This window comes from Lysobacter changpingensis, from assembly GCF_017308985.1.
Classification (GTDB): domain Bacteria; phylum Pseudomonadota; class Gammaproteobacteria; order Xanthomonadales; family Xanthomonadaceae; genus Lysobacter_J; species Lysobacter_J changpingensis.
Genome location: NZ_JADWPE010000003.1, coordinates 434343 through 451731, shown reverse-complemented (window position 1 = coordinate 451731; position 17389 = coordinate 434343). Strand labels below are relative to the sequence as shown.

The following is a 17389-nucleotide window of genomic DNA, read 5'->3' as shown; positions in this document are numbered from 1 at the left end:
CGCAGGCCGCGTCGCGACGGCTTGCGGGCGGGGCGCGGGCCGCCGATCATCGGCCGGGATGCCGCCGCGCCCGAGCCCCGTCCGCCGTCAGTCGCGCGCCGTCCCATCGCGGCGCCGCCCGCTGCGGGAGCGGCCCCTGCGCGAGCGGCTCGACCGGCTCCTGCGCGAGCACCAGGCGCTGCACGATCCGGCCGTCGAACCGCGCAACCGCCTGCCGTGGCTGCCGGAACTCCGCCGCTGGCAGGCGCGCCGGCTGGAGGCGAGCTTCGACCGCTTCCTCCGTGATCCGCAGCGCCGGCCCGCCGCACGGTTCTTCCTGAGCGACGTCTACAACGAACACGACTTCGCCCGGCGCGACGCCGACATCGCCCGCGTCCTGCCGATGATGCAGCGCCTGCTGCCGGAGACCCTGCTGTCCACCGTGGCCGACGCGATCGAACTGGGCTTGCTCACCCACGCGCTGGACCTGCGCATGGCGCAGGTGCTGGGCCGGATCGCGGAGCCGCACGGGCGCCTGGACGCGGCGCTGTACGCGCACGCCTACCGCGTCGCCGGGCTGCCGCGGTTGCGCGCCTGGCAGATCGACCTGATCGCCCGCGTCGGCACCGGCCTGGAGCATGCGTTGCGCATGCCGGGCGTGCCGATGCTGCTGCGCCTGTCGCGCGCGCCGGCGCGTGCGGCCGGGCTGTCGGAACTGCAGGGCTTCCTGGAGCGCGGCTTCGAGGCGTTCGACCGCCTTGGCGACGCGCGCCGTTTCATCCTTGAGATCGAGCGCGACGAACGCGAGGTCTCGCGCCGGCTGTTCGCGGGCGATCCGGATCCGTTCGACGGGACGATGGGGTAGCGGTGAGCGTCAGGTGAAGCGTTCGTCGAGCACGCGGCGGATCTCCGCCTCGATCGGCCCCTTCATCGCGCTCAGCAGGAAGCCGAGCTTGGCCGTGACGTGCAGTTCGCTCGGCGCCACGGCGATGTGGCCGTCCACGCCGCTGCGGCTGAAATTGAGCGTGTCGCCGCTCCAGCCGTAGATCATGCCGAAGCGGTCGGCCAGTTTGTCGGCCACGTCCTGCACGGCCTGGCGCGCCTGTTCCGGCGGCAGCGAATGCGCGTGGCGGATATCGATGTTCGACATGTGGGCTCTCCCGAAGTGGCCGGTATTGTGCGCGCCGCATGCGATGCATTCCAAGTGCGCGGGCCCCTGCCGAAGGTGCGCGGGCTTCTGCTAGATTGCGCGGACGTGACTGCCCTCCGCCTGCGCTTCCAGAACCGCGAACATGCCGACCTGTCCCTCGGGCCGGGCGTGCATGCCATTGGCTACGACCGCAACGGTCAACTGGCGCAGGTCGCGCCCGATGCCGCCGTCGCGCAGATCTGCGTGGACCGTCGCGGCGTCTGGCTGCAGGTGCGCGAAGGCGCGCCCGGCCTGCACGTCAACGGCCGTCCGGTGAAGCGCATGGCGATGCTGCGCGTCGGCGACGCGATCTTCATCGACGGCGTGGAGCTGGTGCTGCTGGGCGGCGATCCGCTGCCGGCGCCGGCCGACTATGGATTCGCTGGCGGCACCGACTCGCGCATGCTGCTGCGCGGCGTCGCCGGTCCGCACCACGGCCGCAGTTTCACACTGGACGCGCCGCGACTGGTGGGCCGCGCCGGCGAGTGCGACATCCGCGTCGGCGATCCCGATTTCGCCGACCGCCACGCCCGCCTGGAAGCGCATGCCGATGGCGTGATCCTGCGCGACATGGGCTCGGTCGAAGGCAGCCTGGTCAACGGCCGGCCGGTGCGGCATGCGCTGCTGCAGGCGGGCGACCAGGTGGTGTTCGGCAGCCAGCACCGGTTCGTGGTCGAGGCGCCGATGCAGCGCAGCGTCGCGCCCGACGCGCCGGCGCCCAAGCCGCGCGTGCCGGTCGTGGAGGAGACGCGCGCGGCGCCGACGATCCAGCGCTCGGCGCGGCGCATTCCGTGGCTGCTGCTGGCGGCGATCCTGCTGTCGGCGGCGCTCAGCCTGCTGCTGCTTTACGGCGCGCGCTGAGCCTGCGCTTGTTCAGCGCGTTCCAGCCGCGCCAGCCCAGCAGCACCGCGAGGATCCCCGCGTACAGCGCGGGCTCGCGGACGTCGGATTTCACCAGCCACCAGAAGTGCAGCACCGCGAGCACGCCGATGGCGTAGACCAGCTTGTGCAGCCGCGCCCAGTTGCGGCCCAGCCGGCGGATCGCCGCCTGCGTCGAGGTCAGCGCCAGCGGCACCAGCAGCAGCCATGCGGCGAATCCGACGGTGATGTACGGCCGCTTGGCGATCTCCTCGAAGATCTGCGTCCAGTAGCCGCGCAGGTCGAGCACCAGGTAGGCGCTGAAGTGCAGCGTCGCGTAGGCGAACGCATACAGCCCCAGCAGGCGGCGGAAGCGCAGCAGCACCGGTTGTCCGGTGATCTGCCGCAGCGGCGTGATCGCCAGCGTCATCATCAGAAAGCGCAGCGCCCACAGGCCCAGGCGGTGCTCGATCTCGGCCACCGGATCGGCGCCGAGGCCGCCGCTGCCGGTCAGGAACTCCGCGCGGATCTGCCAGGCGAGGATCGCGGCCGGGGTGAGCGCGAGGGCGTGGACGAGGGTTTTGGTGGCGATGAGCGGGTTCGAGGCGCGTGGCGGCATGTGCTTTTTCTCCCTCCCGTTCAAGGGGAGGGCCGGGGTGGGGAGGGTGTCAGTCGGTGGGAGAGCAGCACGAGAGTGGAGAGCGGACACCATCGCCCAACCTCCCCGTGAAGGGGAGGGCTTCAAAGCGCCGCGCTTTCAGAACCACTGCGTCAGAACCACTTCTTCAGATCCAGCCCGCGATACATCCCGCCGACCTGCTCCGCGTACCCGTTGAACATCCGCGTGGGAATGCGTTCGGCGAACAGCTTGCTCGCGGTGCCGGCGATGCGGCGTTCGGTCTTCTGGCTCCAGCGCGGATGGTCGACGCTCGGATTGACGTTGGAGAAGAACCCGTACTCGCTCGGCTGTGCCTGGTGCCAGGCGGTCTCGGGCATCTTCTCGACGAAATCGATCGCGACGATCGACTTGATGCTCTTGAAGCCGTACTTCCACGGCACCACCAGCCGCAGCGGCGCGCCGTTCTGCTGCAGCAGCGGCTTGCCGTAGATGCCGGTGGCCAGCAGCGTCAACGGGTGCATGGCCTCGTCGATGCGCAGGCCCTCGCGGTACGGCCAGTCCAGCGACGGCCAGACCACGCCCGGCGTCTGCTTCGGATCGGCGATCGTGGTGAAGGCGACGTACTTCGCCTGCGCGGTCGGTTCGAAGCGCTTGAGCACGCCCGCCAGCGGCACGCCGAGCCACGGGATCACCATCGACCAGCCCTCGACGCAGCGCAGCCGGTACACGCGCTCTTCGGGCGTGAAGCCCTTCAGCAGGTCCTCCAGCGACACCTTGCCGGGTTTGGCGCAATGACCGCCGACGGCGACCGTCCACGGACTCGTGCGCAGGGTGCGCTTCGCCTTCGACGGGTCGGCCTTGCCAGTGCCGAATTCGTAGAAGTTGTTGTAGGTGGTGATGTCCTCGTAGCGCGTGGGCGTCTCGTCGGTACGGAAGCCCGAACGCGCCTGTCCGGGCGTGATCGCCACCTTCGGCGGCGCCGGCGGTTCCGCCTGGCCGCAGCCGGACAGCGTCATCGCCGGGGCGATGGAGAGCGCCGCGAGCAGCCGTCGGCGTTCGCGATAGACCGATTCGTCGGTGATTTCGGAAGCGGGAATCTTCAATGCATCGCGCAGTGACATGGCGGTTCCGGTTTTCGCGTTGTGGGATCGCGGGGAGGGCGGTTGCGTGGCCAACCATGCGCCCCGTCCACTATAGAGGGGCCGGATGCGCAAAAAGTTGCCTCCGAAACCATGAATCCGCAGGCTGCTGCAGTGCGGCATACTGCGTCGCTCACCCCTTCTTCGCCTTGCTGACCGGAGCCCCATGTCCCGCGCCTTCAATTTCGCCGCCGGCCCCGCGACCCTGCCCGAACCGGTGCTGCGCCAGGCGCAGGAGGAAATGCTGGAGTGGAACGGCGTCGGCGCCTCGATCGTCGAGATCAGCCATCGCGGCACGGAATTCATGGAAGTCGCGCGCCAGGCCGAGGCCGACCTGCGCACGCTCATGTCGATTCCCGACGACTACGCCGTGCTCTTCCTCGCCGGCGGCGCGACGTTGCAGCAGGCGCTGATCCCGCTGAATTTCGCCGAACCCGGGCAGGCCGCCGACTACGTCGTCACCGGCCACTGGGGCAGGACCGCGATCAAGCAGGCGCGAACCTACGTCGATGCGCGCATCGCCGCGGATGGCGAGGCGAACGGCTTCCACGACATTCCGCCGCGCAGCGAATGGCGCCTGACGCCCGGCGCGGCCTACGTGCACTACACGGCGAACGAAACCATCCACGGCGTGGAATTCCGCGATATTCCCGACGTCGGCGACGCGCCGCTGTTCGCCGATTTCAGTTCCTCGATCGCCGCCGAAGCGCTGGACGTTTCGCGCTTCGGCCTGATCTACGGCGGCGCGCAGAAGAACCTCGGGCCGGTCGGCGTCACGGTGGTGATCGTGCGGCGCGACCTGCTCGAACGCGCGGGGCAGCCGCGCGCGGACATCCTCAACTACCGCTCTCACGCGGCGGGCGAATCGATGCTCAACACGCCGCCGACGTGGAACTGGTACCTCGCAGGGCTCGTGTTCAAGTGGATGCTGTCCGAAGGCGGCGTCGAGGAATTCGCACGTCGCAACGCGCGCAAGTCGGCGATGCTGTACGACGGCATCGACGGCTCCGGCGGTTTCTATCGCAACGACGTGGCGCCTGCCGCGCGCTCGCGCATGAACGTGCCGTTCTTCCTGCACGATGCCGCGCTCGATGCGACGTTCTTGAAGGAATCCAAGGCCGCGGGGCTGCTGGCGCTGAAGGGCCATCGCGTCCTCGGCGGCATGCGCGCGTCGATCTACAACGCGATGCCGGAAGCGGGCGTGCGCGCGCTCGTGGATTTCATGCGCGATTTCCAGTCGCGATACGGATAAGGCTCTTCTAGCCCGGGTAAGGCCGCAGGCCGCACCCGGGCCAGGTGCCGGATCCCGGGTGCGCTTCGCTTACCCGGGCTACAGAAGCAAGAACACGGACAACCCCATGAAGAAGACCGGCAAGGCCGCACCGAAGAAGCAGGCCACGAAGAGCGCCTCCACCCGGGCCGCCGCTGCGGTTGTGCAGGCGAGCGACGCCGCACCGCTCGACCTCGCCACCCTGCGCGAACGCATCGACGGCATCGATCGCCACATCCAGTCGCTGATCGCCGAGCGCGCGCAGTTCGCCAACCAGGTCGGCAAGGCCAAGGGCAAGCTCGCCGCGGCGGTCGATTACTACCGTCCCGAACGCGAGGCGCAGGTGCTGCGCCGCGTGGTCGATCGCAACGACGGTCCGCTCAACGACGAAGTGCTGGTGCGGCTGTTCCGCGAGATCATGTCCGCGTGCCTGGCGCAGCAGGAGCCGCTGAAGATCGGTTACCTCGGCCCGGAAGGCACGCATTCGCAGCAGGCGGTCTACAAGCATTTCGGCCATTCGATCCACGGCCTGCCGCTGGCGAGCATCGAGGAGGTGTTCCAGGAAGTGGAGGCAGGGCACGCCGATTTCGGCGTCGTGCCGGTGGAGAACTCCACGCAGGGCACGATCCAGTCGACGCTCGACATGTTCCTGACCTCGAAGCTGAAGATCTGCGGCGAAGTCGAACTGCGCGTGCATCAGCACCTGTTGTCGCGCAACGGGCAGATCGAAGGCATCGAACGCGTGTATTCGCATCCGCAGTCGTTCGCGCAGTGCAAGGCGTGGCTGCGCCAGTACCTGCCGAAGGCGGAGAAGATCCCGGTGTCGAGCAACGCCGAGGCCGCGCGTCGTGCGCGCAGCTCCGATGATGCGGCCGCCATCGCCGGCATCAGCGCGGCGAATGTCTACGGCCTGAAATCCATCGCCGGCCCGATCGAGGATCGTCCCGACAACACCACGCGCTTCCTGGTGATCGGCCGGGAACTGTTCCCGACGTCGGGCAACGACCGTACCTCGCTGCTGGTGTTCATCAAGGACCAGCCCGGCGCGCTGTACCACGTGCTGGCGCCGTTCGCGAAACACGGCCTGAGCATGAACCGCATCGAATCGCGCCCCGGACACACCGGGCTGTGGCAGTACGCGTTCTTCATCGACATCGGCGGCCACGTGCACGAGGAAGCGATGCGCTGCGCGCTCGATGAACTCGCCGAATACGCGCAGGAAGTGAAGGTGCTGGGTTCCTACCCGGTCGCCATCGCATGAACGCCGTACGCGATCCCCAAGCCGACGCGATGCAGGTCACGCGCGACGAAGCATGGTTCGCGGCGCGTGCCTCGCGAGGCGTGCAGGGGTTGAAGGCGTACGATCCGGGGCACGATCTGGTGGCGTTCCGGAAGCGGTTCGGCGAGGCGAATCTCGTCGAGTTGGGGTCGAACGAGAATCCCTATGGCCCATCGCCCGATGCGCGCGCCGCGATCCTCGACCAGCTGCATGCGCTGCATCGTTATCCCGATCCGCTCGGCGCCGACCTGAAGCGCGCGCTCGCGGTGAAGCACGGCGTCGATACGCAACAGATCCTGCTCGGCAATGGTTCGCACGAACTGCTGATGCAGCTCGCGCAGGTGTTCGCGGGGTCCGATGACGAGGTCGTGTTCTCGCGTTACGGCTTCGCCGTGTTCGCGCTCGCGACGCAGGCCGCCGGCGCCACGCTGCGCATCGTGCCGGCCTTGCCCGACGATCATCCGGCGATGCCGCTGGGCCACGACCTGGACGCCATCGCGGCGGCGATTTCCGATCGCACCAAGCTGGTCTATCTCGCCAACCCGAACAATCCGACCGGCACCTGGTTCGGCCGCGAGGCGTTCGCCGCCTTCATGGCGAAGGTGCCGGCGCACGCGATCGTGGTGATGGACGAGGCCTACGCGGAAATGGCCGACGCGGACGCCGACGCGGCGACCGCGCTGCCGTTGCTCGCGACCTGTTCGAACCTCGCGCTGACGCGCACCTTCAGCAAGGCATACGGGCTGGCGGGGCTGCGCGTGGGCTATCTGATCGGCGCGCCGGGTCTCGTCGCGGTGATGGAACGCCTGCGCGAAAGCTTCAACGTCAACGGCCCCGCGCTCGCCGCGTGCGAGGCCGCGCTGGGCGACACCGCGCATCTGCAATGGGCGCGCGATCGCAATGCCGAACAGCGCGCCGCGCTCGCCGAGGCGTTCGAACGGCGCGGCCTGCGCGTGTATCCGTCGCAGACGAACTTCGTGCTGGTGCGCTTCGGGCCGCAGACGGTGCGCATCGAAGCGGAGCTTGCGAAGCGTGGCGTCGTGCTGCGACCGATGGGCGGTTACGGCCTGCCGGAATGCCTGCGCGTCACCGTCGGTACGATCGACGAGAACCGCCGCCTGCTCGCGGCCGTCGACGACGTGCTCGCGCAGGTGAACGCATGAGCCGGCAGCACTGGATCGCGCGCCGGGGCGAGCCGTTGCGCGGGACGATCCGCGTGCCCGGCGACAAGTCGGTGTCGCATCGCGCGGTGATGCTCGGCGCGCTCGCCGAAGGCACCACGCATGTTCGCGGGTTCCTCGAAGGCGAGGACACGCGGGCGACCGCGCGCGTGTTCGAACAGCTCGGCGTCCGCATCGAAACGCCCAGCGCGAGCGAGCGCATCGTGCACGGCGTCGGCCTGCACGGCCTGCGGGAGAGTGCGGCGCCGCTGGACTGCGGCAACGCCGGCACCGGCATGCGGCTGCTCGCCGGCGTGCTCGCGGGGCAGGCGTTCGACAGCACGCTGGTCGGCGATGCGTCGCTGTCTAAGCGGCCGATGCGCCGCGTGATCGATCCGCTCTCGCGCATGGGCGCGCGCATCGATGCGGAGGAGGGCGGGCTTCCGCCGCTGCGCATCCACGGCGCGCAACCGCTGGTCAGCATCGACTACACCCTGCCGGTCGCCAGCGCGCAGGTGAAATCCGCGCTGCTGCTGGCCGGGCTGTATGCGAAGGGCGACACGGTGGTGCGCGAGCCGCATCCCACGCGCGATTACACCGAACGCATGCTCGCGGCGTTCGGCTGGCCGATCGCGTTCTCGCCGGGATACGCGAAGCTCGCCGGCGGCGCGCGCCTGCGCGCGACCGACGTCAACGTTCCGGCGGATTTTTCCTCGGCCGCGTTCTTCCTCGTCGCGGCGAGCATCGTGCCGGGTTCCGAGCTGCGGCTCGAAGCGGTCGGCATGAACCCGCGCCGCACCGGCCTGCTCACCGCGCTGCGCCGCATGGGCGCGGACATCCGCGAGGAGAACGCGACCGAGCAGGGCGGCGAACCGGTCGCCGACCTGGTCGTCCGCCACGCGCCGCTGCACGGCATCGAAGTGGACGGCGAACTGGCGCCGGACATGATCGACGAGTTCCCCGCGTTGTTCATTGCCGCCGCCTGCGCCGACGGCGCGACCACGATCCGCGACGCGGCGGAACTTCGGGTCAAGGAATCCGACCGCATCGCCACCCTGGCGCAGGGACTGCGGACGCTGGGCCTGGAGGTGGACGAGCATCCCGATGGCGCGACCATCGTGCCCGGGCCGCTGGGCGCGGGCACGGTCGACAGCCATGGCGACCACCGCATCGCGATGAGTTTCGCGGTTGCCGCGCAGCGGGCGTCGGGCGAGGTGCGGATCGAGGACGTCGCCAACGTCGCGACCTCGTTCCCGGGGTTCGATGCGCTGGCCCGTGATAGCGGTATCTGGCTGGCCGCGGGCGCGTGACTTAGACTCACCGCGTCCCCTGCTCAGCCGCATTCCGCCGACCCAAGTGCAACGATCCGCCGATCCCGACGCAAGCGATTCCTTCGGCGGTCGAGCTTTGGCCCTCGCAAGTCCCGACACGCTGGGCGTGTCGCGCGCGCTGGCGTGGATCGCGCTGGCGGGCATCGCGTTCCAGGCGTTCTTCGCGATCAACGACCTGGGCCGGCACATCCCGAACATGCACCCGGAGTACGGCACGCTGGTGGCGCTGGTCGCCATGGCGTTCGCCGGCAAGCGGCCGTGGCGGGAACTGGCGGCGCATCCCGCGGTGAAACTGCTGGGCGTGCTGGCGGTCTTCATGATCCTGCACGCCGGCTACATGGCCTGGACGCTGGAGCTGCGCTGGTCGAACCAGCTCACCGTGGTCGCCAAGATGCTGCGCCTGGGGCTGCAGGCCTGCGTCATCGGCTGGTGGATGTCGGTGAGCCCGCAGGCGATCCCGAAGCTGCTGGGGGTGCTGATCCTGGGCCTGCTCGCGGCGGTGCTGTACCACATGCCCTGGGCGGAGATGCCCGCGATCTGGTCGGGCGAGATGCGCCCGCGCTTCGGCATCTCGCAGAACCTCAGCGGCATGATCGCCGCGGTCGGTGGCTGGCTCACGTTGTGCCTGCTGATCGGCATCTGGCGCGATTACCCGCGCGGCCGGCGGCGGACATGGCTGCTGGTGCTGGCGGTGCTCGCGTACGCGGGCTGCTTCTGCGTGCTGCTGTTCTCGCAGTCGCGCGGCGCGTGGCTGTCGTTCATGATCGCGGCGCCGTTGGCGATCGTCGGGTATGCGCTCACCCGTGGTCCGCGCAAGCGGCCCTTGCCGTGGCAGCCGATCCTGCTCGCGGTGCTGGTCGCGTTGCTGCTGCTGGTGGCGGCGCATCGCATTTTCGCATTGCGTTTCGACGGGGCGGACCAGTTGCTGCCGGCCTGGGCGGAAGCGCTGCTGGAGGACGCACCGGAGCCGGACGGGGAGAGGCTTGCGCCCGTTGCCGCACCGGCGCCCGCAGCGGACACGCCTGCCGATCAGTCGATCGCGTCACCGGAAACACCGGCAGCGAACGTCGATCCGCTCGCGCTCCCGCGCGACATCGAAGGACTGGACACCGCCATCCCCGGCAACAAGGCGGTAGGCATCCGCATGCTGCTGTACCGGATGGGCGTGGACCGCTTCCTGGAACGGCCATGGTTCGGCTGGGGGCTCGACACGATCCCGGTGCTGATCGACCGCGCCCAGCTGCCCACCGGCCCCGAGCACTTCGTTCACCTGCACAACGCCTATCTCGACATGCTGGTCGGACTGGGCGTGGTCGGTACCGCGCTGCTGTTCGGCGTGTTCGCGCTGCTCATGCGTGAGCTGTGGCTCGCCTGGCGAACGGGCATCGTGTCGACCGCCAGCTTCTGGGGGCTCGCGGGGTGCGTCGGCATCGTGCTGATCGCCAACAACTTCGATTCGCTGCTGTGGCGGTTCGAATACGCGCGTGCGCCGCTCGGCCTGCTGTTGGGCTGCTGCATGGCCTACGGGTTGATCCGCGAACGCCGCGCCCGCGAGGGTTGAAGGCGGCGTCCGCTGCGTAGCCTCAGCGCTGCGCCTGGAACTCGACCGGCACCATCACCGTTCCCGTGGTCGGCTGGCCGCCCTGCATCGCCGGGCGGAAGCGCCAGCGCTTCACCGCATCGACCGCCGCGCGATCGAGGTACCGCGAGCCGCTGCCGTTGGCGACTTCGACCTCGCCCGGCACGCCGTCCGGACCGATCTGCGCCCGCACCATCACCGTGCCGCTCTCGCCCCGGCGCAGCGACTGCGTGGGATAGCGCGGCGCCGGCGTGCGGCCGGCCAGCGGTTCCGGGCGCGAAGCGGCGGCGGTCGGTGCCGGAGCGGCCGGCTGGGGCAGCGACGGCGGAGGCGTCGCCGGGCGCGTTTCGACCAGGCGCGGGCGTTCTTCCTCGCCGGCCGGTGTCTGCCCGGGCGCCTCGCCCATGCCGCTGGCGTTGTCGCGCGCGGCCGGCAACGGTGCGGGGAGCGGGGCGTAATCCGGCGCGTCGGCGGTCGGTGGCGTGCCGACGCGGAACAGATCGTCGTCCTTGCGGCCGGCCGACAGCACCAGCGCGAACAGCACCAGCCCCACGACGAAAGCGAGCAGGACCCACAGGAACGAGCGCCCCGCGGGCAGCCAGCGGGCGAAGTCGAAGACGGGGCGGTGCGGCGCGGGAGCAGGAGTCGACATGCGTGAACCGGTGGGAAACCTTCCCCGATTCTGCCTTCACGCACGATCCAGGTCGTGAACATTTCGGCAATCCGTCGCGCTGAACGGCGCTTACACGCGATAATCGCGACTTCGATCACTCGTTCGACCGCTCCCATGCTCGATCCCAACCTGCTGCGCCACAACCCCGCCGAACTCGCCGCGCGCCTGCGCCAGAGCCGGGGGTACGACCTCGATGCCGGCGCGCTGGAGTCGCTGGAGTCCGAGCGCAAGCAGATCCAGGTCCGCACGCAGGAGCTGCAGAACCTGCGCAACACGCGTTCCAAGGCGATCGGGCAGGCCAAGGCGAAGGGCGAGGACGTGAGCGCGCTGATGGCCGAGGTCGCCGGCTTCGGCGACGAACTCAAGGCCAGCGAAGCGCGGCTGGAAGCCATCCGCGGCGAGATCGAGGCGATCGCGCTGACCATGCCGAACCTGCCGCACGAGTCCGTGCCGCAGGGCAATGACGAGAACGACAACGTCGAGCAGCACCGCTGGGGCACGCCGCGGACGTTCGAATTCCCGGTGAAGGACCACGTCGAGCTCGGCGCGCGCAACGGCTGGCTCGACGGCGACACCGCCGCCAAGCTCAGCGGCGCGCGCTTCACCGTGCTGCGCGGACCGCTGGCGCGCATGCATCGCGCGCTCGCGCAGTTCATGCTCGACCTGCACACCGGCGAGCACGGCTACCAGGAAACCAGCGTTCCGCTGCTGGTCAACGCCGACAGCATGCGCGGCACCGGCCAGCTGCCGAAGTTCGAGGACGACCTGTTCGCCACGTCGATCGGCGATGGCGAAACGGCGCACAAGCGCTATCTCATCCCGACCTCGGAAGTGCCGCTGACCAACATCGTGCGCGACGAGATCGTCGAGGCCGACGCGCTGCCGCTGCGCATGACCGCGCATTCGATGTGCTTCCGCGCCGAGGCCGGCAGCCACGGCCGCGACACGCGCGGCATGATCCGCCAGCACCAGTTCGAAAAGGTCGAGCTGGTCACCATCGCCAAGCCCGAGGAAAGCTACGTCGAGCACGAGCGCATGACGCGTTGCGCCGAAGTCGTGCTGGAGAAGCTCGGCCTGCCGTACCGCCGCGTGCTGCTGTGCACGGGCGACATGGGTTTCGCCGCGACCAAGACGTTCGACCTGGAAGTCTGGCTGCCGTCGCAGGACACGTATCGCGAGATCTCGTCGTGCTCGAACTGCGAGAGCTTCCAGGCCCGTCGCATGCAGGCCCGCTGGCGCAATCCGGCGACCGGCAAGCCGGAGCTGGTGCATACGCTCAACGGCTCGGGCACGGCGGTGGGCCGCGCGCTGATCGCGGTGATGGAGAACTACCAGAACGCCGACGGCTCGATCACGGTGCCGGAGGTGCTGCGGCCGTATATGGGTGGGGTTGATCGGTTGGTGTGACGGCTCGGGCGCACCGAGCTTTTCCCTTCTCCTTCGGGAGAAGGTGCCCGAAGGGCGAATGAGGGTGAGCCGGGCCCGCTTGCGCGGGACTGCCGCGTGGCACGGCGAACGACCGGCCAGGATGGCCGGGCAGGACATTCCGAAAGCCAGTTCCGCACCGCCATGGATGGCTGGCGTGATTGATCAGCGCCATTACTTCGCCGCTCAAGCGCTCTCAGCCCTGCACATGGAGAGGGGTTCAAAAAGGCAAAAAACGGGCCCGCGCTGCGGGCCCGTTAGCGTTTGCCGGCTCAAGCGGGGAGGGGTGAGCCGGCGATCGCGTTCCTCAGGCAGCTTCTGCCAGAGGCGAACGGATCGACGCGTGCGCGGCGGCCAGCGCGTCCGCGCGGTGCTGCGGCGAGTAGGCCACGCCTTCGGCGCGGACGATCTCCAGGTCGGTCACGCCCAGGAAACCGAACACCTGGCGCAGGTAGGCCTCCTGGAAATCCGCCGGGCTCGCATCGCCGTACAGGCCGCCACGACCGCTGACGACGATCACGCGCTTGCCTCCCGCCAGGCCTTCCGGACCGGCTTCGGTGTAGCGGAACGTGCGGCCGGAGACGGCCACGCGGTCGATCCACGCCTTCAAGGTCGACGGAATGCTGAAGTTGTAAAACGGCGCGCCGATCACCACTACATCGGCAGCAAGGAACTGCTGCAGCGTCGCCTCATCGGCCTCGGCCTGGGCCGGATCGGCCTTGGCCAGCGTGCGGCCGGTCAGGTGGGGCAGCGGATCGGCGTCGAGGTCGCGGTATTCGACGGTGAGGTCGGGGGTGGCGTCCTGCCAGCGGGCCACGACGGCCGCGGTCAGTTCGCGAGTGACCGAATTGGTGCCAAGGGCACTGGTATCCAGATGCAGGAGCTTCATGATGGGCCTCTAATGGAACGATCGGCGGGGTGCCGGCTCGGAGACCAAGGTAGATCGTTGCTGTAATGGAATAAATCTGGTCAAATATCACTAACTGTTCTGGAATTGGAATTATGGCCATGCAGGACCTGAACGACCTGTACTACTTCGCGATGGTGGTCGAGCACGGAGGCTTCGCTGCCGCGGAGCGTGCGCTCGGCATTCCCAAATCGCGCCTGAGCCGCCGCATCAGCCAGCTCGAAACCGATCTGGGCGTGCGCCTGCTGCAGCGTTCCACGCGCCGCTTCGCCGTCACCGACGTCGGCAACAGCGTCTATCGGCACGCGCAATCCATGCTGGCCGAAGCGCAGGCGGCGCACGAAGTCGTCGACCGCCTCAGCGCCGAACCGCGCGGCGTCATCCGCGTCAGCGTGCCGGTGGGCATGGCGCAGCAGCAGATGCCGAAGCTGCTGCCGGAATTCCTGGCGCGCTTCCCGCAGGTGCGCGTGCAGCTGCTGGTGAGTAACCGCCGCGTCGACATCATCAACGAAGGCATCGACGTCGCCCTGCGCGTGCGTTCCAAGTTGGACGACGACGGCAGCCTGGTGATGCGCAGCTTCGGCCAGATCCAGGAACTGCTGGTCGCCAGCCCCGATTACCTCAAGCGCATGGGCCGTCCGAAGAACCCGGACGAACTGGCCGAGCACGTCACCCTCAGCATGAGCGAGGACGACGCGCGCCAGCGCTGGGAACTGCACGGTCCCGATGGCGACGTGCGCCGCGTCGAACTCAAGCCGCGCGTGATGGGCTTCGATTTCCCGATGCTGATGCAGCTGGCGCAGCAGGGCGTGGGCATCACGCTGCTGCCGGAAACCATCTGCGCCGAGGCCGTGCGTCGCGGCGAACTGGAAGTCGTACTGCCCGACTGGCGCCTGCCGCAGGGCATCTTCCACGCCGTGTTCGCCTCGCGTCGCGGCCTGCTGCCGGCGGTGCGCGTGTTCATCGACTTCATCGCCGAGAAGGCCCCCGCGCTCGTCGAAGCCGCGCGCCTGCAGTGCAGCGAGATCAAGGGCAAGCCGTGCCCCGAGGACGTGGCGAAGCTTTCTACGCCCGCGATCCCCACGCCGGCCCCCCGCATCGTCACCGAGGCATGAGAGAATGCGGCCCGCACCACGCGGGCCGCTTCCTTTGAGGGCCCGGACGAACGATCCCGGGCAAGCCGGAATCGCGGGCGCCGGGCAACGTGGCGACCATGTGGACGATGCGATCGATGTAAGGAAGCGATGCCGAACCGGAGAGATGGCCGAGTGGTTTAAGGCAGCGGTCTTGAAAACCGCCGAAGGGTCAAACCTTCCGTGGGTTCGAATCCCACTCTCTCCGCCATATCTGTTAAAAAAATCCCCTTTATAAACAATTGCTTATGCTAGGCGGCCGTGCGACGGGTCCCGTCTTGGGCCCCGTTTCGATTCTCCATCAACGCGGCGATGTAGGAGTCGATTTCGTCCTCACCCAGCGCGATGCACCACCGTCGGCCACGGGTTGCCGACGAGCTGGGCGCGCGTGCGATCGCTGAGCGACATACGGCCACGGCCTTCGCACTCGTCGCACTGCTGGACCAGGTTCTCGACCACCAGCGAACCGTGACCCTCGCACTTACCGCAGATGTCGGGCCAGCACAGCTCATGCAACGCGGCGCGTCCGATCGCCGGCAGCATCTCCGGCATTTCGCGCGGCCACGCCGCCGCCTTCGCCGCATCCCATCGCGACTGAGTGCGCGTGAGCTCGCGCTGCAGCACCGGCGTCACCACTTCGTGCCAGCCCGCGCAGGTCTGTGCGATCGACAACTCCATCCGGGCCTCCTCAAGCTCGTGGCCCTGCCGTTGCCACTCGGTACCGATGACGGCCAGCAGATGGCGCGCGAGCGATGCGCCATCGAGCTTAGATCCGTCCGGCCACCAGCATGCGATGAGCACTTCCCGGCCGAGGCCGGGCGTCACCATGCCCAACGCAGCGGCGATGTCCTGCGCCGTGAGTGCCGGCGCGCCGCCACAGCGGCCGATGTCGAAGCGCACGTTGGTGGGGTTCAATCGAGCCAGCATTTCGCGAACGTTTGACATCACGCAGCCCTCCGCATCTGCTCGCCAACGAAAAACACGTCCTCGCGCAGGCTGGTCAGCGTCGCCGCGCGCGTGTAGGTGCCGACTTCGACGCGGGCTTGCAGCATCCGACCGCGCTGCTTGCCCTGTCACGTGATGCGGCGCGCCTCGGTGAGGTACAGCGTCCGGCCCTCGCCTTCCGGCAGCTTCGCCAGTGCGAACCAGGCATTCTCGATTTCGATTTCCAGCGGGGTCATTTCCATCACGCGGCCCTCGTGCGACCGCTCGGTTAGATGCGCTCAGAGGGCGATGAGCAGCGCGTCGGCGCGGCCGATGTCCTTCTTCCGCGCGAGCTGGTCGGCGATGGCCGGGAAGCGCTGAATCGCGTAGCTGCGTGCCACGTCCTTCTCCGCACCGTCCAACCGCAGGTGCTTCTTCCACGTCGCCGGCGGCACTTCCACGAACGCAATGCGCAACGCACCAAGGACGCCGCGCACGATGCCGTCGGCCTGGCCGAAGCGGAACGTGGACGCCAAGCCCTGCCCCGGCATCGAGCCAACCTGTTCGATTACGGCGCATACATTCGCGCCGGGATGGCCGGCGATCACCCGGCGGCAGCCGGAATGCCTGCCGCCGGAGGCAGTGTCGAAGCCTGCCCGCGACAGCCAAAGCCATCGCGAGCAGGCACGCGCGAGCTGGTCAGCGCGGCGTGAGAGCGGAGGGGCGAATGAAGGCCTCTAACGCCTCAGAGCAGCGAGCACTCGTCCGACATTGCAGTCTTCGCGATGTCGCCCTTGCCCGTGCAGATCAACGTGACGCGCTCCCCCCTTTTCAGGGCGCCGAGGGCGCTGAGGTTGGCCTTGCTGAAACCGAACTGCGGGCTCGAGAACTCGTTCGTGCCGCGGAGCGTCAGGTACGGATCACCCATGAAGTCCGTGTTGATGTCCTCGATGGTGCCCGTCACCTTGAACTGCTTGCCCTTATAGAGCGCGTCGGCCGCGACGGTGTTCTCTTCGTACGCGCTCGCGTACTCGGCCGCCGTGATCGCCGGCAGCGAATCGGCGACGCGCTGCGCCTCGGCCGTCTTGTCGGCCGCTGCCGCCGCTTCCTTAGCCGCCTGCTCCGCCTGCCGCTCCGCGCGGCTGGCCTCAGCTTTCGCCACTTCGGCGGCCCTCTCCTCTGGCGACATGAGCATCACTCGCACCACGCCTATTGCGAACAGCGCTAAGACGATGATCCCGATCCATTTCAACAGCTTGCGCATTGCGAATCCTCCGTGTGGATATGCGGCAGAAATGCCGTCGGAGGATATGGACCGTTCGCGCGCCGGTATCCATGCGAAAAATCCATGGGTGCGGGTCATTGGGTTCAGGCAACTGGTGGCCTAATGCGCGCTACTCGCCAAATCAGTTCTGCCGAGCCGTATCAGCGCGACCTGCCTCTGCCGGGCGGCGGGCTGATCGCCCGCGGCGAAGGTCGCGAAGTGGTCCTGAACGAGTACGGCGTCGTCGTGAATGGCGCTGAGGTCCTCTTCTGTCCGCACCCTCGAAAGTCGTGGCAGGGATGTAAGCCAGCCGAGATTGAGCTGTGCTGCGTTCCTGGAGGGTGGGCCTGGGCGGTTTCCTACCAGTTCACCAACCAAGGGATGGGGAGCCCCCTAATGCCGTTCAGCGACCGGCAAGTCCTCAAGCAGACACGAGGCGACGCGATTGCGGCGGCCGTCGAGCAGCTCGAACTCGGGATCGAGAGCTATCACAAGGTGCATCGCCCCTGCGCCGAGAGCCGCGCGGCCGTGAACTGGCTGCGATCGCTGATCGCGGCCACATCGGCGAATCGTCAGGCCGGAGGGTTGTTCGGATGAGCCAACACCAGAAGGACTCGCGAAGCTCCTGCAGGCGAACGCGTACCGGCATCACCTCTGGGA

The 17389-nt window shown here is 68.5% G+C and carries 18 protein-coding genes and 1 tRNA gene; 11 read left to right on the top strand and 8 right to left on the bottom strand.

The window, feature by feature from the left end; genetic code table 11:
* Positions 1-58: 58 nt before the first annotated feature.
* Positions 59-844 carry a DUF8198 family protein gene (locus tag I4U41_RS08935; RefSeq protein ID WP_242525108.1) on the top strand — a complete coding sequence of 262 codons (786 nt, stop codon included), beginning with the start codon at positions 59-61 and terminating at the stop codon, positions 842-844.
* A 9-nt stretch (positions 845-853) separates the two neighbouring features.
* Here I4U41_RS08935 and I4U41_RS08930 read toward each other — a convergent pair whose 3' ends face one another.
* Entirely contained in the window at positions 854-1129 is a 276-nt protein-coding gene (locus tag I4U41_RS08930) for a polyhydroxyalkanoic acid system family protein (RefSeq protein ID WP_206860794.1), read from the bottom strand.
* A gap of 105 nt (positions 1130-1234) precedes the next feature.
* On the opposite strand from I4U41_RS08930, the gene I4U41_RS08925 reads away from it, so the two are divergent.
* The gene (locus tag I4U41_RS08925) at positions 1235-2029 is read left to right on the top strand and encodes an FHA domain-containing protein (protein WP_206860793.1); all 795 of its coding nucleotides are present in this window, start codon (positions 1235-1237) and stop codon (positions 2027-2029) included.
* Here I4U41_RS08925 and msrQ read toward each other — a convergent pair.
* Positions 1998-2645, bottom strand: coding sequence for a protein-methionine-sulfoxide reductase heme-binding subunit MsrQ (gene msrQ / locus I4U41_RS08920; RefSeq protein ID WP_206860792.1), 648 nt, complete (start codon positions 2643-2645; stop codon positions 1998-2000). The two genes, I4U41_RS08925 and msrQ, sit on opposite strands and share 32 nt — an antisense overlap.
* 152 nt (positions 2646-2797) lie before the next feature.
* A complete protein-coding gene (msrP, locus tag I4U41_RS08915) occupies positions 2798-3766 on the bottom strand; it encodes a protein-methionine-sulfoxide reductase catalytic subunit MsrP (protein WP_206860791.1) in 969 nt (322 codons plus the stop codon).
* A gap of 184 nt (positions 3767-3950) precedes the next feature.
* Here msrP and serC point away from each other — a divergent pair, with 184 nt between their 5' ends.
* The 5 genes from serC (at position 3951) to I4U41_RS08890 (ending at position 10385) form a co-directional block, all read left to right on the top strand.
* Positions 3951-5036, top strand: a complete 1086-nt coding sequence (gene serC / locus I4U41_RS08910) for a 3-phosphoserine/phosphohydroxythreonine transaminase (protein WP_206860790.1) — start codon at positions 3951-3953, stop codon at positions 5034-5036.
* Positions 5037-5142: 106 nt separating this feature from the next.
* Complete coding sequence (gene pheA / locus I4U41_RS08905; RefSeq protein WP_206860789.1) at positions 5143-6315, top strand: prephenate dehydratase; 1173 nt, start codon at positions 5143-5145, stop codon at positions 6313-6315.
* On the top strand, positions 6312-7496 hold the full coding sequence (gene hisC / locus I4U41_RS08900) for a histidinol-phosphate transaminase (protein ID WP_206860788.1): 1185 nt from the start codon (positions 6312-6314) through the stop codon (positions 7494-7496). The genes pheA and hisC overlap by 4 nt, the downstream gene beginning before the upstream one ends.
* A complete protein-coding gene (gene aroA, locus I4U41_RS08895; protein WP_206860787.1) occupies positions 7493-8803 on the top strand; it encodes a 3-phosphoshikimate 1-carboxyvinyltransferase in 1311 nt (436 codons plus the stop codon). Before hisC ends, aroA begins: the two co-directional genes overlap by 4 nt.
* Positions 8804-8900: 97 nt before the next feature.
* Positions 8901-10385, top strand: coding sequence for an O-antigen ligase family protein (locus I4U41_RS08890; RefSeq protein ID WP_206860786.1), 1485 nt, complete (start codon positions 8901-8903; stop codon positions 10383-10385).
* A gap of 22 nt (positions 10386-10407) precedes the next feature.
* Here the strand turns inward: I4U41_RS08890 and I4U41_RS08885 are convergent, their stop codons facing one another.
* The gene (locus I4U41_RS08885; RefSeq protein ID WP_206860785.1) at positions 10408-11055 is read right to left on the bottom strand and encodes an energy transducer TonB; all 648 of its coding nucleotides are present in this window, start codon (positions 11053-11055) and stop codon (positions 10408-10410) included.
* 135 nt (positions 11056-11190) lie between these two features.
* On the opposite strand from I4U41_RS08885, the gene serS reads away from it, so the two are divergent.
* On the top strand, positions 11191-12483 hold the full coding sequence (serS, locus tag I4U41_RS08880) for a serine--tRNA ligase (RefSeq protein ID WP_206860784.1): 1293 nt from the start codon (positions 11191-11193) through the stop codon (positions 12481-12483).
* Positions 12484-12808: 325 nt separating this feature from the next.
* On the opposite strand, the gene I4U41_RS08875 is transcribed toward serS, so the two are convergent.
* On the bottom strand, positions 12809-13390 hold the full coding sequence (locus I4U41_RS08875) for an FMN-dependent NADH-azoreductase (RefSeq protein WP_206860783.1): 582 nt from the start codon (positions 13388-13390) through the stop codon (positions 12809-12811).
* Between the two features lie 104 nt (positions 13391-13494).
* On the opposite strand from I4U41_RS08875, the gene I4U41_RS08870 reads away from it, so the two are divergent.
* Both I4U41_RS08870 and I4U41_RS08865 read left to right on the top strand, forming a co-directional pair.
* The gene (locus I4U41_RS08870) at positions 13495-14523 is read left to right on the top strand and encodes a LysR family transcriptional regulator (RefSeq protein WP_206861599.1); all 1029 of its coding nucleotides are present in this window, start codon (positions 13495-13497) and stop codon (positions 14521-14523) included.
* Between the two features lie 139 nt (positions 14524-14662).
* Positions 14663-14752: transfer RNA gene (locus I4U41_RS08865), tRNA-Ser, on the top strand.
* Positions 14753-14874: 122 nt separating this feature from the next.
* On the opposite strand, the gene I4U41_RS08860 is transcribed toward I4U41_RS08865, so the two are convergent.
* From I4U41_RS08860 to I4U41_RS08850, 3 genes are all read right to left on the bottom strand, one after another.
* Positions 14875-15486 carry a hypothetical protein gene (locus tag I4U41_RS08860; protein WP_206860782.1) on the bottom strand — a complete coding sequence of 204 codons (612 nt, stop codon included), beginning with the start codon at positions 15484-15486 and terminating at the stop codon, positions 14875-14877.
* Positions 15487-15764: 278 nt separating this feature from the next.
* The gene (locus I4U41_RS08855) at positions 15765-16001 is read right to left on the bottom strand and encodes a RuvC family protein (RefSeq protein ID WP_206860781.1); all 237 of its coding nucleotides are present in this window, start codon (positions 15999-16001) and stop codon (positions 15765-15767) included.
* Between the two features lie 209 nt (positions 16002-16210).
* On the bottom strand, positions 16211-16729 hold the full coding sequence (locus I4U41_RS08850; protein WP_206860780.1) for an OB-fold protein: 519 nt from the start codon (positions 16727-16729) through the stop codon (positions 16211-16213).
* Between the two features lie 123 nt (positions 16730-16852).
* Between I4U41_RS08850 and I4U41_RS08845 the strand changes: the two genes are divergently transcribed.
* Positions 16853-17326, top strand: coding sequence for a hypothetical protein (locus tag I4U41_RS08845; protein ID WP_206860779.1), 474 nt, complete (start codon positions 16853-16855; stop codon positions 17324-17326).
* Positions 17327-17389 lie beyond the last annotated feature (63 nt).